The organism is Amycolatopsis ultiminotia (assembly GCF_039536925.1).
In the GTDB taxonomy this organism is placed as follows: Bacteria; Actinomycetota; Actinomycetes; order Mycobacteriales; family Pseudonocardiaceae; genus Amycolatopsis; species Amycolatopsis ultiminotia.
On sequence record NZ_BAAAZN010000003.1, the window covers coordinates 485,483 to 501,088 of the forward strand.

18 protein-coding genes and 1 pseudogene are annotated in these 15,606 nt (G+C 65.3%); 16 read left to right on the forward strand and 3 right to left on the reverse strand.

What is annotated here, in order from left to right; all coding sequences use genetic code 11:
• Nucleotides 1-31: 31 nt before the first annotated feature.
• The 14 genes and pseudogenes from ABD793_RS09975 to ABD793_RS10045 all read left to right on the forward strand — a co-directional run bounded on the left by ABD793_RS09975 (nucleotide 32) and on the right by ABD793_RS10045 (nucleotide 10,431).
• On the forward strand, nucleotides 32-694 hold the full coding sequence (locus ABD793_RS09975; protein WP_344857864.1) for a hypothetical protein: 663 nt from the start codon (nucleotides 32-34) through the stop codon (nucleotides 692-694).
• A gap of 693 nt (nucleotides 695-1,387) precedes the next feature.
• Nucleotides 1,388-1,698: pseudogene (locus ABD793_RS09985) on the forward strand (hypothetical protein); the annotation flags it as partial.
• Between the two features lie 65 nt (nucleotides 1,699-1,763).
• Nucleotides 1,764-2,012 carry a helix-turn-helix domain-containing protein gene (locus ABD793_RS09990; RefSeq protein ID WP_344857866.1) on the forward strand — a complete coding sequence of 83 codons (249 nt, stop codon included), beginning with the start codon at nucleotides 1,764-1,766 and terminating at the stop codon, nucleotides 2,010-2,012.
• Nucleotides 2,013-2,239: 227 nt separating this feature from the next.
• Entirely contained in the window at nucleotides 2,240-2,938 is a 699-nt protein-coding gene (locus ABD793_RS09995) for a thioesterase II family protein (protein ID WP_344857868.1), read from the forward strand.
• Complete coding sequence (locus ABD793_RS10000; protein WP_344857870.1) at nucleotides 2,856-4,115, forward strand: LLM class flavin-dependent oxidoreductase; 1,260 nt, start codon at nucleotides 2,856-2,858, stop codon at nucleotides 4,113-4,115. Before ABD793_RS09995 ends, ABD793_RS10000 begins: the two co-directional genes overlap by 83 nt.
• A gap of 30 nt (nucleotides 4,116-4,145) precedes the next feature.
• Nucleotides 4,146-4,616: a nuclear transport factor 2 family protein gene (locus ABD793_RS10005; protein ID WP_344857872.1), complete on the forward strand. Its 471-nt coding sequence runs from the start codon at nucleotides 4,146-4,148 to the stop codon at nucleotides 4,614-4,616.
• A gap of 20 nt (nucleotides 4,617-4,636) precedes the next feature.
• Entirely contained in the window at nucleotides 4,637-5,302 is a 666-nt protein-coding gene (locus tag ABD793_RS10010) for an NADPH-dependent F420 reductase (protein WP_344857874.1), read from the forward strand.
• Between the two features lie 5 nt (nucleotides 5,303-5,307).
• Nucleotides 5,308-6,438 carry an NADH:flavin oxidoreductase gene (locus ABD793_RS10015; protein ID WP_344857876.1) on the forward strand — a complete coding sequence of 377 codons (1,131 nt, stop codon included), beginning with the start codon at nucleotides 5,308-5,310 and terminating at the stop codon, nucleotides 6,436-6,438.
• A 21-nt stretch (nucleotides 6,439-6,459) separates the two neighbouring features.
• Nucleotides 6,460-7,428, forward strand: coding sequence for an AvrD family protein (locus ABD793_RS10020; RefSeq protein ID WP_344857878.1), 969 nt, complete (start codon nucleotides 6,460-6,462; stop codon nucleotides 7,426-7,428).
• 22 nt (nucleotides 7,429-7,450) lie between these two features.
• Nucleotides 7,451-8,158 (forward strand): AAA family ATPase, encoded by a 708-nt coding sequence (locus ABD793_RS10025; protein WP_344857880.1) that lies wholly within the window; start codon nucleotides 7,451-7,453, stop codon nucleotides 8,156-8,158.
• The gene (locus ABD793_RS10030) at nucleotides 8,155-9,165 is read left to right on the forward strand and encodes a beta-ketoacyl-ACP synthase III (protein ID WP_344857882.1); all 1,011 of its coding nucleotides are present in this window, start codon (nucleotides 8,155-8,157) and stop codon (nucleotides 9,163-9,165) included. The genes ABD793_RS10025 and ABD793_RS10030 overlap by 4 nt, the downstream gene beginning before the upstream one ends.
• Before the next feature lie 19 nt (nucleotides 9,166-9,184).
• Nucleotides 9,185-9,487: an acyl carrier protein gene (locus ABD793_RS10035; protein WP_344857884.1), complete on the forward strand. Its 303-nt coding sequence runs from the start codon at nucleotides 9,185-9,187 to the stop codon at nucleotides 9,485-9,487.
• Nucleotides 9,484-10,095 carry an AAA family ATPase gene (locus ABD793_RS10040; protein WP_344857886.1) on the forward strand — a complete coding sequence of 204 codons (612 nt, stop codon included), beginning with the start codon at nucleotides 9,484-9,486 and terminating at the stop codon, nucleotides 10,093-10,095. Before ABD793_RS10035 ends, ABD793_RS10040 begins: the two co-directional genes overlap by 4 nt.
• Nucleotides 10,096-10,155: 60 nt before the next feature.
• Entirely contained in the window at nucleotides 10,156-10,431 is a 276-nt protein-coding gene (locus ABD793_RS10045) for a flavin reductase family protein (RefSeq protein WP_344857888.1), read from the forward strand.
• Nucleotides 10,432-10,463: 32 nt separating this feature from the next.
• Here the strand turns inward: ABD793_RS10045 and ABD793_RS10050 are convergent, their stop codons facing one another.
• A complete protein-coding gene (locus ABD793_RS10050) occupies nucleotides 10,464-10,826 on the reverse strand; it encodes an ArsR/SmtB family transcription factor (protein WP_344857890.1) in 363 nt (120 codons plus the stop codon).
• 198 nt (nucleotides 10,827-11,024) lie between these two features.
• On the opposite strand from ABD793_RS10050, the gene ABD793_RS10055 reads away from it, so the two are divergent.
• Nucleotides 11,025-12,413, forward strand: coding sequence for an MFS transporter (locus ABD793_RS10055; protein ID WP_344857893.1), 1,389 nt, complete (start codon nucleotides 11,025-11,027; stop codon nucleotides 12,411-12,413).
• A gap of 139 nt (nucleotides 12,414-12,552) precedes the next feature.
• A complete protein-coding gene (locus ABD793_RS10060; RefSeq protein ID WP_344857895.1) occupies nucleotides 12,553-13,335 on the forward strand; it encodes a helix-turn-helix transcriptional regulator in 783 nt (260 codons plus the stop codon).
• A 91-nt stretch (nucleotides 13,336-13,426) separates the two neighbouring features.
• Here the strand turns inward: ABD793_RS10060 and dprE2 are convergent, their stop codons facing one another.
• A complete protein-coding gene (gene dprE2, locus ABD793_RS10065) occupies nucleotides 13,427-14,182 on the reverse strand; it encodes a decaprenylphospho-beta-D-erythro-pentofuranosid-2-ulose 2-reductase (protein WP_344857897.1) in 756 nt (251 codons plus the stop codon).
• Nucleotides 14,179-15,549, reverse strand: coding sequence for a decaprenylphosphoryl-beta-D-ribose oxidase (gene dprE1 / locus ABD793_RS10070; protein ID WP_344857900.1), 1,371 nt, complete (start codon nucleotides 15,547-15,549; stop codon nucleotides 14,179-14,181). Before dprE1 ends, dprE2 begins: the two co-directional genes overlap by 4 nt.
• Between the last annotated feature and the right edge of the window lie 57 nt (nucleotides 15,550-15,606).

Sequence of the window (15,606 nt, forward strand, 5' to 3'; positions counted from 1 at the left end):
CGTGCCCACTGCCGAGCCGGAGGAACCGCAGATGAACGACCAGGCCCCCGACCCGAACCCACCTCGCGACGCCGCGGTTTCCCCCTCGGCTTCCGCCCCCGGCGGTCCGCCCGACGAGTCTGCGCAGGCCGTCTCCCCGGCCGACCACGGCCAGGACACCGCCCTGGCCGCGGCCGCCCAGCCCGCCCCGTCCGACCAGGACGGCGGTGCGCAACAGCAACTCACCGGACAGACGGGCGGTGGGGGTGAGCAGCCCGCTGGACAGGCCAGTGGCGGGAGTGAACAGTCTGCTGGACAGGTCAGCGGCGGGGGTGGGCAGTCCGCTTCGGCCGTCGCTGGGCAGGTGGGTGGTGCGGGCCAGCAGCCCGCGGCTGGTCCGCCGGTGCCGCAGCTCCAGTGGGGAGTGCCGCTGCCTCCGCGGCGTCGTGGCGGGTTTCGGCGGTTCGTCGGTAACCGGGCGACCCAGCTGGTCGGGGTGGGCGTGCTGGGGTTGCTGGTCGGCGGAGGGGTGGTCGGCGGCGTCATGGTCGCCACGCAGCATTCCGACCACCCGACGATGAGCCAGTACGGTGGCCGCCACTTCCGTGGCAGCGAGGGGCCGGGACAGGGCTTCGGCACTCCAGGCAACCCGGGCGCCCCGGGCCGGAACTTCGGTGGCCAGGCCCCGAACGGCGGGTACGGGACCGGCATCTGACCAATGCCCTCGAGCCGGAAGCCGATTTCACGACGGCCGGCTCAGCGCTACGGCGGGGGTCGGAAAGGCTCCGCCCGCCGTCACCCGGCCGACGCCGGCGGCCACTTCTGGCGACAGATAATCCGGTGCCGAACCATTTCTCCGTGCCCGCCGGCCGAGGGTGTCGTACCTTTTGTGAGGGATGAGTCGGAGTATCGGACTTCCGCGACGATTCGCTGTCTGGGATCGGCGCGGCTGGAAACGTGGTGGCGTAACCGAAAGGTGCGTACCCCGGCCGCCGCTCGGCGCCGCGTTTCTCGCAGGGACCGGGCGGTGACATGATCTTCTTCGCGGCCGCTGATCGCCTGGCCGGGTTCGCGGGCTTGGCGCTAGCACCGCGGTCGGCAACGTGTCTTCTATACCTCGGCGTTGATCAGCATCCGGTGCTGCCGGGAGTCCCGTCGCCTCTATGACCACCAGAGGGCACCGGGTAAACGCCACACCCTGGCAGTCCTCGCACCGGCCCACCGGCGCGTTAACGTTCTGCGGACACTTCTACGTGAAAAACGCAGCTACCAGGCAACATCACCGAGCGCCACAGCTGCTTGACAACGAGATTTGAAAGTGTCTCATGTGGATGGTGGTCGAGGTGCAGGCAAGATCGTGGCTGGTGACGGGTGAGTTGTCGCGGCGGTTGGTGCCGGACGGGTTGCGGGACCACGGCGCAGAAGACCGGCCAAACTGCACGCCGTAGGGCGTACGACCTCCCCGCCCTGCGCGACTGGCTCCGCCAGCACCGGATCTTCCCGCGTATCGCCCGCAAAGGCATCGAATCCGCCGAGAAACTCGGCAAACACCGGTGGGTCATCGAATGCACGATCGCTTGGACGACCGGCTATCGACGCCTGACCATCCGCTACGAGCGTAACCCCAGCCACTACCTCGCTTTCCGCACCCTCGGCGCCGCCATCACCCGCTACAAAAACTCGCCAAGTGAGACACGGTCTAAGACACACATGCTCTGAGTACACACCATCTGATCATTTCTGCTCTGGTGTTACCTGCTGTGGATGTGTGTGATTAACCGACGATGGCCAGAGCACCCCTTTCCCCGGCAACGCGGACCCTTGGCGAGCGGGTTCGCGAGCGTCGGCACGTGCTCGGGGTGAGCCAGGAGCAGCTGGCCGATCGTGCAGGGGTGCACTGGACGTTCGTCAGCCAGGTGGAGCGCGGACTGCGCAATGTGAACCTGCACAACCTTCTCAAGTTCGCCGAAGGCCTCGACGTGGACGCCGGCGCACTCATCGAAGGGCTACGGCCACCACGCGAACAGCCGTGACGGCACCCGGCGCGCTCCGCGGCGGCCCTCGCCGGGGCTGCCCGACCCTGGCCGGACATCGGCCGGCCGGGCGGTACTGAAGCGCACCGGCAGGCTGGTGGTAACGCTCATAGGTCAGTTTCTCACTTCCGGCCCGGATCAACCCCGTCGTAGGGTGAACTCGGCATCGACGCCGAGGGCCATATTCACTCTGACTTCGTCGGCCATCCGCCTGGGGGTGCCAACCAATGGATTTGTGCAACCCGCACACACTGATCGCTTTTCACCATGCCGGTGGTTCGCCGGCAACATTTCTGCCCTGGCGGAGGATGCTCTCTCCGCGGGTGCAACTGGTCTCCGCCACCTTGCCGGCACAGCCGGAATCCGAACCCTGCACCGAGCGGGAAATTGAATTACTGGTTTCCCGAATTGGCCAGGAAATCGCGCCGTGGACTTCGGCTCCCTACACCATCTACGGGCACAGCATGGGGGCCACCGTCGGGCTGGCCCTCAGTCTCCACCAGGCTGCCAACGGTCTGCCTGCTCCCCGAGAACTACTGGTGGGTGCGGCCGCGGCGCCGGACTCGCCGATCGACGGTTTGACCGCGGCGGTCATCGCCCGCTCGGGCCGGGCGGCCGCCGAATTCGCCGGATCGGCGGTCGCCGAAATCAAACAGCGGCAGCTCGACGCGGACCTCCGGACGCTGGCTGCGTTGCGGAACTATTGCACAAAAAAATTCCGGTCACCGGTCGACTTCCCGATCCATGTCTTTGTGGGGGACCGCGACCCCCTGCGCCATCTGGCCATCGCAAACCGCTGGAGTAAGTACACCTCGAACAGCTGTACCGCGGAAACCGTCGAAGGTGATCACTACTTCCACCGAGAGCCCGGATTTGTGCGGAGAATCAACGGATTCTTCGCTGAACTCACGGCTGCCGATCGATAATTTTCGGAGAAATCGATCGATCGGCTCTTCAACGCTCATTGAGAAAGGGTCGAAAGGTATGAATTCTGATCGTATCGACTTCGGCGTCTTCATGTCGCCAATGCACCCGATCGGCGAGGATCTCACCCTGCTTTACGAGCGCGACCTCGAGCTGGCCGAGCTGCTCGACCAGCTGAATTACCGGGAGTACTGGCTCGGTGAGCACCATTCCATGGGCTGGAACACCATCGGTGCTCCGGAACTGCTCATCGCTGCCGCAGCGCAGCGCACCTCGCGGCTGACGCTGGCGACCGGTGTCGCCACACTGCCGTACCACCACCCCTTCATGGTGGCCAGCCGAGCACTTCATCTCGACCACCTCACCCGTGGCCGGTTCGTCCTCGGCGTCGGCGCCGGTTCGATCCCGGTCGACGCCCGTACGCTCGGGGTCGAGATGAGCGACATCCGCTCGATGATGGGCGAGTCGCTCGACACGGTGGTGCGGCTGATCAACAGCGAAGAACGAATCACAAGGAAGACCTCGTGGTTCACGCTCAACGACGCGCGAATGCAGATCGCACCGTATCGCGAACCGATCGAAGTCGTCGCGGCGAGCGTCGGCTCGCCGAACAGCATGCGACTGGCCGGACAGCACGGAATCAGCGTGGTTTCCTTCGGCGCCCCGCGACCCGGTCATCCACCGGTCGACCTGCGCAAGCAGTGGGCCTACGCGGAGGAATCCGCAGCCGCACACGGAAACACGATGGACCGCAGCAAGTGGCGGATCACGTTGCCGGTCTACGTTGGCGAAACCCGCAGGCAAGCCATCGAGGACGTCCGTGCAGGCTACAACCGCTGGACCCAGGAGTACTGGCGTGATGTGCGCGGGCTGAACATCAGCATCGACGGCGTTGCAGACGATCAGCTGCTGGACCGCTCGATCGACCTCGGCGGTGTTCTCGTGGGATCCGTCGAGGACGTGGTGGCCGGCATCCGCCACCTGCAGGAAGTCACCGGCGGTTTCGGCACGCTCCTGGTCTATGCACAGGACTGGGCCGGCTGGGACAAGACCAAGCGCAGCTACGAGCGCCTCGCCCGGTACGTCGCCCCCCATTTCAACGGCTCGACCAGGCGGCTGAACGACTCGATCGACTGGTTCAAGCAGAACCGGCACACCTTCAGCCAGCTCACTCCCTAGTCCCTTCGAGCGAATCCGCGGAGGCGCAGAATGACAATTGCCCCGACCACCTCGACGTTGAGTTTGGAAACTCGGCAGGAATTGGTCGATCTGATCGTCCGTATGGCGTGGTACCTCGACCACGAACAGTGGGCGGAAATGCCGAACCTCTTCACCGACCGAGTGTTGCTCGACTACACCAACCTCAACGGCGGCGAACCCAGCCTGGTTCCGCGTGCCGAGATGATCACGAAATGGAAGACGAACCGGACGCCGCTGAAGGCCACCCAACATCTGCTCGGCAACCACCTCGTCTCGCTCACCGGTGACGGCACCGCTGTCGCCACCGCCATGTTCCAGGCCACCCACCTGCTGCCCAATGACCAGGGCGGACCGCTCTGGACGCTCGGTGGTGAATACGCCTATTCGTTCGTTCAAGTGGACGGCGCATGGCGTATCGACGGCCTCACCATGAAGCTGCTGTGGGCCGACGGAAATCGAAACATCCGGGACCTCCGGTGACCGGAGAAAGGAAAAGCACTGTGCAGAATTCGAATTCGCCGGTTCTTGCCATCCTCGGCGTGGGTGGAATCGGACTTCCTATTGCCCGATTGTGGAGCGAGGCAGGACACGAGATCGCGCTGGGGTCGCGCGATCCCGGCCGGCTTCGTACGCGGCTCGCGCCGCACCGGATCAAGGGAGAGGTGAGCACTCTCGTCGACGCCGCTGCTTCGGCCGACGTGGTCCTCCTCTCGGTTCCCTACCCTGCGCTGGAAGAGGTGATCGAGCAGGTGGGTCCCGCGCTGGCCGACACGATCGTCATCGACGCGACCAACCCGATGGGGTTGTCCGACGAGGGGCACATCCGGTCCACTCTCGGCAGCACCAAGACCTCGGGCGAAACAACGGCCGAACTGCTGCCCGAGAGTCATGTCGTACGAGCGTTCAGTCACGTCATGGAAGAACTGCTGTGGCCCCGCGGCACGACCCAGCGTCATTTCTGGGGGATGGCACTCTCCGGTGACGACACCGAAAGCAAGAAGACCGTCGCCGCCCTGATCAACGACGCCGGGTTCACCCCGGTCGACATCGGAACACTTGCCGAATCACAGCCACTCGATCCGGGCGGCGTGCTGTTCCCGCACATGTTCACCCCCGCCGATCTCGCTCGAACCGTCGGCGCCGGTACTCCGGTGGCCGTCAGGTGACCGGGGTGAGGGAACGGGATCTCGCCCCGCCGGGCGGAACCGCAGCGCTGCAGAACCGATTCGATGCGGCAGGCCTGCACCTGCGCAACCGGATCGTCATGGCGCCGATGACCCGCGCCATGTCGCCGGGCGGGATTCCCGGTCCCGACGTCGCCGAGTACTACGCCCGTCGGGCTACCGGTGGGGTGGGTTTGATCATTACCGAGGGCACCGTAGTCGGTCATCCCACTTCGAGCAGCCGGGAGGACATACCTCGTTTCCACGGCGACGCTCTTCCCGCTTGGCAAGCGGTCGTGAATGCGGTGCATGCCGAGAACACGGCCATTGTTCCGCAACTGTGGCATGTCGGCTGGGATCCGTTGCACTGGGGACGCGATCCCGCCGAAGTCCCCGGGCCGGCACCGAGCAGTCCCTCCGGTATCGATCCGGGCAGTGGAAACCGGCTTACGCCGATGTCGGTCCATGACATCGAGAACGTGATCCACGCGTTCGCCGATGCCGCGCTCGCCGCCAGGCGGATCGGGTTCGACGGCATCGAACTACATGCGGCGCACGGATATCTGATCGATCAGTTCCTGTGGAACGAAACTAATCACCGCACCGACTGGTACGGTGGCAGCACGGTCCGGGAGCGAACGCGGTTTGCCTGCGAGGTCATCGCCGCTTGCCGACGAGCAGTCGGGCCGAAATTTCCCATCGTCGTGCGGATCTCGCAGTGGAAAGTCGGGCACTACCGGGCTCGCCTCGCGCACGGGCCTGCGGAGCTGGCCGAACTCCTGGAACCGCTCGTGGCGGCAGGCGCCGATGTCTTCCACTGTTCGCAACGCCGGTTCTGGCAGCCCGAATTCGACGGATCGCCGCTCAATCTGGCGGGATGGGCGAAGAAGGTCACCGGCAAGCCGACCATCACCGTCGGGTCCGTCGGTTTGGCCGACAGTGACTTCCTCGGCTACCTCGACGGCAAGGGTGCCGCCACCGCCGACGTCGACGAGGTGTGTGCCCGGCTCGAGGAAGGCGAATTCGACCTGGTCGCGGTCGGGCGTGCCCTGATCGCCGATCCCGAATGGCCCAACCGCGTGCGCAGCGGTCACCCGACCCGCGCGTTCGATGCGGCCATGCTGCACGCATTGCAGTGACACGTCCGAAACGAGATCGTCATGGCAGAATCCACGAGACTGTTGTTGCCGTCGATTGACCAGTACCTCGGCCCGGCGGAAACCAGGTTCTTCGGCGCCGGATATCGGCGGCCCGAGCATACGCTTTCCGATATTTCTGTCACCGCGTTGCCGGACGGTACCGGTTCGATATCGGCGACCGCCGCTGTCGATTACCCGAAAGACTGGTCCCGCAAGGGTGCAACCGATCAACCGCCGCATCTGAGCACGGTCGATGTCATCGTGCTCGGCGAAAAACTCGCTTCCCTGTATATACAAGCTGCCTTTGGTTTTTCTCCGGAAGACCCGGGTATCGAGGCATTGGGTACCATTCGCATTTCGGCCGGATCGTCCCCGGTCGAAGAAGAGCTGACCGGCTTCCCGGTCGAGGCGCGTGCGGCGTCCACCACGGACATCTCCACGTCGGCGGGTGTGTGCACGACTTTCGACTGCACCATTGCCAATCTCCGGCTGGTCATCTCCGTGCGACACCCACCGGCCGCGCAGCAGCACGCAACCACTGCTGTGCCGGACGTGACCGGATCACCAAGCGGCCGGCGCCTCGTTGCGACCGGTTGGGCCGAGCGCAGCAACAGCACGTCCGAAGTGATCATCGACCGCGCGACCTCGACCGCGGCTGCGCAGGCCCGGTTCACCCCGGCGCCTGCCGAACGGGTCGGTCCGCAGGATCTGGTCATCGACGCGTTCGTCGTAGCATTGCAGCTCGGCCAGATCCTGCTCTACGAGCTGGACCGGTTCGACCGCGCCGACAGCAACACGCTGTGGATGCGGCAGACGGAGATCCAATGGTCGCCGCAGCGACGAGACGTCGCGGACCGGCGGGCTGCCACGACAGGGATCGTCAGTCCGCGGATCCTTAACCGCGGAACTGACCGCTGGCGAGTGGCGGACATCCGTGGCGACGTCTACGGCGTCTCCGTGAGATGTGCAATCACGCACCGTGTTCCCTGAACTTCTGACTGAAGGAGTACTCATGCGACTGGCAATTTCAGGAACCTATTCCGTCGGTAAGACCTTGACCACGATGGCGGTTTCGCATCTGACCGGGCTGCCGCGTAGTGCGGCGCTGACGATGCGCGAGCTGCTGCCGATTTCGGTGCCGGGGAAAACGCTCGAGGAATGCACCGCGGCGGAGATCATCATGCTGATCACCCGCCGGAACCAGGGCCGGGCCGTCAACGAGAGCCACCTCCAGGACGGCTTCGTCTCCGACGGCTCGTCCTTGCACGAGTGGTGCTACGGAACCGTTCGGGTTCTGGTCGGGATCAACCCGAACGAGTCGATCGACCTGCAGAATGTCGAGCTGACCGACGAGTTGTCGTTCTACGCCGAGGTGATGCGGCAGATCGGTGTTCCGGCGAAGCAGCACGCGAAGCAGTCCTACGACTCGTTCGTGCACCTGCCGATCGAGTTCCCGCTGGTCGAGGACGGCCACCGGCCGGTCAACGAACGGTTCCGCGCACTGGCCGATGAGATGCTGCTGGCGAACGTCGAAGAAGTCGGCATTCCGGTGCACATTGTCGGCGGGACCATCCCGGAACGCCTGCAGAAGATTCTCGACCTCTACGAATTTACCCCGAAGATGTCGATCGATGAGGCGATCGAACGTGCCAAGTCCGACTACGCACTGATCGACACCACCTCGGAAGCGGATCGGACCCCGGCCGGGGCGCTGCGATGACCGAGGTGGTGGTCGCGGGTATCGGGGGTGCATTGCCGGACAACCGGGTTACCAATGCCGAGCTCGCCGAGATGATGGATACCTCGGACGAGTGGATCCGCGGCCGGACCGGGATTGCCGGCCGGTATTGGTCACGCACGACCTCCACCGGCGACGTGGCGGTGGCAGCCGGGCGGCGCGCACTCGATTCCGCCCAGCGAGACCAGGTCGACCTGGTCGTCCTCGCCACCACCACACCCGATCACCCTTGTCCGGCCACCGCGCCGGCCGTGGCCGCACGGCTGGGTCTCGGACCGGTGGGCGCGTTCGATGTGGCCGCCGTCTGCAGCGGCTTCATTTACGCACTGGCGGTGGCGAAGGGATTCATCGCCGGTGGGCTGGTGCGGTCTGCACTGGTGATCGGTGCCGAGACGTACTCGACGATTCTGGATCGCACGGACCGATCCACCGCGGTCATCTTCGGTGACGGCGCCGGTGCGGTCGTGCTGTGCGCTGCCGAGCCGGGAACTCCGGCAGCGCTGGAGCACATCGATCTCGGCAGCAACGGCGATGACCGGCAGCTGGTCTGCGTTCCCGGTGGCGGTTCGTACCAACGTACTCGTCCCGAAGCGGACCGCAGCACGCACTTCTCGATGCTCGGCAGGGAAGTCTTCCGCACTGCGGTCACCGAGATGGCCCGATCCTCGCAAACCGTATTGCAACGATCGCGATGGACCGTGCGGGAAGTCGACTGGATCGTCGGGCACCAGGCGAACGAGCGGATCCTCGGTGCCCTCGCCGATCGGCTCGAAGCCGACCGGGAAAAGCTGATCATGAATCTCGATCGAGTGGGCAACACCTCGGCTGCGTCCATTCCGCTCGCCTTGCTCGAAGGAATCACTTCGGGACGCCTCAGAGGTGGCGACCGGTTGCTGCTCACCGCATTCGGTGGTGGCACGACCTGGGGGTCCGCCACCTTGGTGTGGCCAGAGCTGAAGGCCGAGCCTGCCGATTTGATCCCAACCTGAGCAACGGACAGGAGTTGTGATGAACGCGCAAGCACAGCAGGCCGTCGTCCGCTATCTCGTCGATGCGATCACCACTCGCCTGGAGAACGTCGACCTGCCTGCGGACCCGATCACCGAGGACAGCCGGTTCGAGGACCTCGGCCTTGACTCCATCAACCTCGTCGAGCTTGCCCTGCTGGTCGAACGGGAGCTGCACGTCGTCGTTACCGATGCACAACTGGCGGACTGGGGGACGGTCGGGGCGGCAGGTGAGCACATCGCCGGGTCCGTCACCGACAGTTCGACGTTGCCCCAGGTGGCTCATCGAGGAGGTGGCTCATGAAGGTCGCGGTGATCGGGGCGTACGGGAACGGCAAGACCACGCTGTCCAAGTCGCTGTCGGCAGAACTCGGGTTGCCTCGGGTGCACGCGACGCCGATGGCGCTGCAACAGGGAGCGGTACGAACCTCGCTTGAGGAATGCACTGACCTGGAACTCGTGCAACTGGTCGCGCGCCGCCTCGTCGAGCGCGTGAACGCGGAGGCTGCGGCGGGCGCCGGCTTCGTCTCCGACGGATCGGTTTTGCATGAATTCGTCTACGCGGCAACACGATATCGTTATGGCCTGCATCCGCGCGAGGCTGTGGCGGAGGAGCGATCCGGGCTGCCGAAGGAAGCCGAGATAGTGGAACGTATCTCGGTGGAAGCCGGAATGTACGCGGCGCAGACGTATCGCGCGTTCATCTACGTTCCGAATGAACGGCCGCTCGTGAACGAACCGCCGCCGATCAGTGAGGCGTTCCGGGACCTCCTCGACGGCCGTATGTCGGCTGTCGTCGAGGGCCTCGGGGTGCCGGTGATCCGGGTCAAGGGCGACGAGCGGCAACGTCTTTCGCTGGCTGTCCGGCTGCTCGGAGAAATCGGTGCAGGGCACCTGGAGGTCGGCACATGACCTGGCCATCCGGAAAGAGTCGGCGACGGGGCGACTGGTGCGCACTGCGTCGACGTGGGCGTGAGCGTGCTGTCCGAGCTGCAGGGCGAAATGGCCTTCCGGATAGCGGGAAGGCCGTCGTCCGCTCGGCTCAGCGACGTTCCGGTCGCGGTCGCAGCAGACGAAACCGCGGTGCACGTGCTTGTCGCCGCGCTGCATTACCGCTGCCGGCTGGGCACGACGAGCGAGGTCGGCGACCACTGGCTGGTCACCCTGCCCGTCCTGACCTCCACGAGTCACGACGACGTGGAGCCGATGGTGTTCCGGTCCCGATCCGGCGGGGCGCCGCGCGGATAGCGAAACACCGCTCGGCTGCGGGGCCGGCGGCGCTAGCGCCGGCCGGGGGCCGCAGCGGTGTGCCGGCGAGCGGTCTCCGGTAACGCGAGAATCGCGTCGATCAGGCCCGGGGCAACGGATTCCAGATCCGTTCGCCGCAGGGTGTTCATCTTCGAGGTACCGACGTAGTACTGGCGGATGACACCGGCTTGCCTGAGCACCTTGAAGTGGTGGGTGCCGGTCGACCGGCTGACGTTGATGTCGAAGTGGCCGCACGCGATGTCGGAACCGGACGCGGACAGCTGGCGGACGATACTGCGCCGGACCGGGTCGACGAGCGCGTCGAGCAGGCCTTGTGCGGTGATCTCATCCGCCTCGATGTGATCGGTGACACGCTCGTCGGTAGCCGTCTGCACAGGTGTCTCCTTTCCCAGCCGATAGTACCACCGTCATCATAGTTTGACAGCCATAGTACTTTGAGCTCGGTGATACGTTGATGGCGGTCATAGTTTGACAGTGATCAACGTATGTGCTTGCCTGATCTCGCACGCCGGTCCGCTACGGACAACCGAACTTCAGGGGGTTTCATCGAGATGAGTCGTACAGGCAGTCCCGTGGCGCCGGACGTGCCGGCGCCGGCGGTCACCACTCGTCCTGCGGTCAAGATCGTTGCGCTGGCGGCCGGCTTCGTGATGGCTTCGCTCGACACCACTGTCGTCAACGTCGCCGGCGCGCGTATCCAGCAGGAGCTGGCCGTGTCGGTCACCGAGCTGACCTGGATCGTGGACGGATACGTGCTGACGTTCGCCGCCTTGTTGCTGCTGGCCGGTGGGATCGCCAACCGGCTCGGCAGTCTCCGTGTCTATATGTGGGGGATGGCGGTCTTCGTCGCGGCGTCCCTTGCCTGCGCGGTGGCGCCGAACGGGGTGTTGCTGATCGGTGCGCGGCTGGTGCAAGGCGCGGGCGCCGCGCTTTTCATGCCCAGCTCGCTGGCATTGCTCGTGCAGTCGTTTCCCGACACCCGCCAGCGAACGAAGATACTGGGTCTCTGGTCGGCCATCGTTGCGACGGCGTCGGGTATCGGTCCCACGGTCGGCGGCATCATGGTCTCCGCTTTCGGCTGGCCGAGCATCTTCCTGGTCAATCTGCCGATCGGCCTGCTCGGCGCGGTGTTGACCTGGCGCTACATCACGCCGACGGCGCGCAAGGATGCGGCGGTTCCGTTCGGCGGACATCTGCTCGCCATTGCCGTGGTGGCCGCGATGTGCTTTGCGCTCATCGAAGGTCCCGCGCAGGGGTGGCTTGCCCCATCCGTACTGGCCGCGTATGTGATCGCGATTGTGGCCACGGTTGCCTTGGCGCTGCGGGAGCGGCGGGCGACAGCCCGGGTCATGCCCTGGGAGCTTTTCCGGCTGTCGGCGTTCGCCGGCGGCAACGTGATCGGGTTCCTGTTCAACTTCGCGCTGTTCGGGGGAATCTTCGTTCTCGGGTTGTTCCTGCAGGAGGCGCGCGGGGTCGCACCGTTTACCGCCGGACTCCAGCTGTTGCCGATGACGGTGTTCTTCCCGATTTCGAACATTGTGTACTCGAAGATCTCCGGCCGGTACTCCAATGGAGTGCTCCTGACCGTGTTCCTCGGGATCGCTGCGGCGTCGACGGCAGGCCTGGTGTTCATCTCGTCCACGACGCCGTATTGGCAGCTGGCTTTGGCGATGGGCCTGGCGAACATCGGGGCGGGGATCATTTCCCCGGCGATGACCGCCGTACTCGTCGACGCGGCGGGGGTCGAGCATGCCGCGGTAGCAGGTTCGGTGCTGAATGCCAACCGCCAGCTCGGTTCTCTCTTCGGTATTGCGGCAATGGGAGTCGTGATCAGCGTGAATCACAACTGGTACGCACGCGCGTCGGTGGCATTCGCGGCGATCACGATTGCCTACGTGCTGGGTGCATTGTGCGCCTGGCGCATGGTGTGGAAGCCCCGATTGGAATCTGCGGACCGGTGACCTTTTTCACAAGCGAGTAGATCCGTTTTGCGAGGTTCAAAAATGGTGTACCACATGATGAGTTGACGTTGCGCGCAATGGCTCGCTACCCTTGGATCCTGTCTTGTCATAGCTGGCATTGACACCAATGGGGGCCTCGATGACGTCACAGCAGCGCGTTGCCGATCGCAGAGATCAACTCAGTGATTTCCTCAGGGTCAGGCGGGCGAGGGTAAAACCGGCGGATGCCGGACTTCCGGAAGTGGGGCGGCGCAATACTCCTGGACTTCGCCGGGAGGAAGTTGCGATCCTGGCCGGGGTGAGCGCCTCCTGGTACACCTGGCTTGAACAAGGACGTAAAATCCGAGTGTCGACAGCGGTACTCGACTCCATTTCATCGGCGCTCGCGCTCGATCCGGTCGACCGCGCGCACCTCTACAGCCTAGCGGACATGAATCCACCGAAGATCGAATTTGTGGCAACCGAAAGCGAGCGCCGCGTGCTCGAGCATTTTGCGCGTGCGGTACGTCATCCGGCGTTTATTGTCGACAAGTACTGGAGAATTCTGTACGTAAACCCGTCGGCGAGCCGAATCATACGGCTGGATGAGAGCTCAGCTAATTTCCTGGAGATCTTCTTCCTGGATCGCCAGTATCGCGACATATATGTGAACTGGGACGAGGTTGCCGAATGCTTCGTCGGTAGCCTTCGTATCCGGGCCGGAACCGAGTCGGACGATTCCGAACTGGCCGGGCTGATCGGCCGGTTGAGCAGTGATCGGACCTTCCGGTCACTGTGGCAGCGACACTCCACGGCGCACCGCAAGGCGCGTGTCGTGACCCTGCGGACCCCGGACGCCGGTGCGCAGAACTTCGACGCGACCTCGCTCGATCTCAGCGGATGCGACGACATCCACCTCATCGGTTACCTGCCGCGGGATTGACCGGAAGATCGCCGGATCGGACGACGTGGGCACGACAAGGCCCCCGGGCAACGGACGCTCGGGGGCCTGTCGAACCGGTGGGGCCGGCCGGTCAGATCGGGAGCTTGCGGAAGATCGGCCGTGGCACGTGTCGCAGTACCGACATCATCAGCCGCATCGGGGCCGGTGCCCAGACCAGTTCCTTGCCGCGACGAGCGGCGTCCACGGCGATTTCCGCGACCTGTTCGGCGGTCTGCGCCAGCGGGGCCGGCTTGATCCCGTCGGTCATCTTGGTCTTCACGTGGCCCGGCCGGACCACCGTTGTCTGCACCCCGTACGGCGTCAGCGCTTCGCCGAGTCCGAGGTAGAAGCCGTCGAAGCCGGCCTTGCTCGAGCCGTACAGGAAGTTCGACCGGCGCACACGCTCGCCCGCCACCGAGGACAGCGCGATGACCTTGCCGTGGCCCTGCGTCTTGAGCTTCTCCGACAGCGCGACGCCGACCGATACCGCGGACGCGTAGTTCACCGTGGCCAGCTCGACTGCCTTGGCGTGGTCCTGCCAGACTTCTTCGGCGTCGCCGAGCAGGCCGAACGCGACCACGGTCACGTCGATGTCCCCGCCCGCGAACGCTTCGTCGAGCACCTTCGGGTGCGACGCGGTGTCCGTTGCGTCGAAGGACACCGTGGACACCTCGGCGCCGCGGTCCTTGAGCCGCTGCGCGGCGGCCTCCAGCCGGGACGACGGACGCGCGGCGAGCACCACCCGCAGCGGCTTCTCCGCGAGGTACTTCTCCGCGATCGCCAGCGCGATGTCGGACGTGCCACCGAGCAGCAGCAGGGACTGGGGGTTACCGACCGCGTCGATCACAGTGCGAGCCTCCGGCTCATGTCAGAGGCGAAAACGCCTTCGGGGTCAATCCCGGCGCGGATCTTGCGCCATTCTTCGAGCCGCGGGTACATCTTCGCGAACGTCTCCGGGGACGTGCGCGAGTCCTTCGCGGTGTAGAGCCGTCCGCCCGCGGACAGGACCATTTCGTCGAGCTCCTGGCACAACGCGCTCAGCCCGGACTTGATCGGGAAGTCGAGGCAGACCATCCAACCGGGACTGGGGAACGACAGCGGCGCCCGGTTGCCCTTGCCCATCTGCTTGAAGACGTTGAGCGCGGAGTACTGCCCGGAATGGGCGACCTTTTCCACGATCGCGCGAAGGCTTTCGTTCGCCCCGAGCGGGGTGCTGAACTGGTACTGGAGGAAACCGTTGGTGCCGTACCCGCGGTTCCACTCGCCGATCAGGTCGAGCATGTGGTAAAAGGCGGTGATGTTCTGGATCGAGCCTCGGCCGTGCTTCGGGGTCGAACGGTAGTAGAACTCGCCGATCGCGCTGAGCGAAAGCTTGTTCATCAGTCCGTTCGGGAACACGTCCGGCACGGTCAGCAGCTTCGGCGCGGAGAATTTCAGCGGTTCGGCACGCAGCTTCGGCGGCAGGTCGTCCAGCTTGGCCAGTGAGCCACGGGCGAACGCGCCGCGGCCGAGTTTGCGGCCCTGGGAAATCGTGTCGAACCAGACCGACGAGTAGGTGTAGTTGTCGTCGGAGCCGTCGCTGATCAGCGCGAGCGTGCCGTCGAGATCGTCGGTGCGATCGTTGTCGACGATGAAGTAGGCGGTCTCGGTCTTGGTCATCCGGATGGTCGCGCGCAGGATGATCCCGGTCAGCCCGATTCCGGCCACGGTTGCCCAGAACAGGTCCGACTCCCGGCCGTCCGGGGTGAGCGTGCGGACCGAGCCGTCCGCGGTGAGCAGGTCCATCGACACCACGTGGTTGCCGAAGCTGCCTGCCGAGTGGTGGTTCTTGCCGTGGATGTCGTTGGCGATCGCCCCGCCGACGGTGACCTGGCGGGTGCCCGGCAGCACCGGGACCCAGAGGCCGTACGGCAGCGCCTCGCGCATCAGCTTGTCGAGGCTGACCCCGGCGTCGAGGTCGACCAGCGCGGAGTCCGGGTCGATCGAGTGGATCCGGTCGAGCACGGTCAGGTCGACCACGAGCCCGCCCGCATTCTGCGCGGGGTCGCCGTAGGAGCGGCCGAGGCCGCGGGCGATCACCCCGCGGGGGCCGGCGGAGGTGACCGCGCGGGCGATGGCCTCGACGTCGCGCGTCTGCAGCACGTCGGCCACGGTCCCGGCGGTGCGGGCCCAGCCGGTGAGCGTGCGGCGCTGTGTCTCGGGAGCTTGGGTCACCCACCCATTAAAACAGCGGGGTAGCCCACCTCCGTGGAGGGTGGCGGTAGCCGTGCG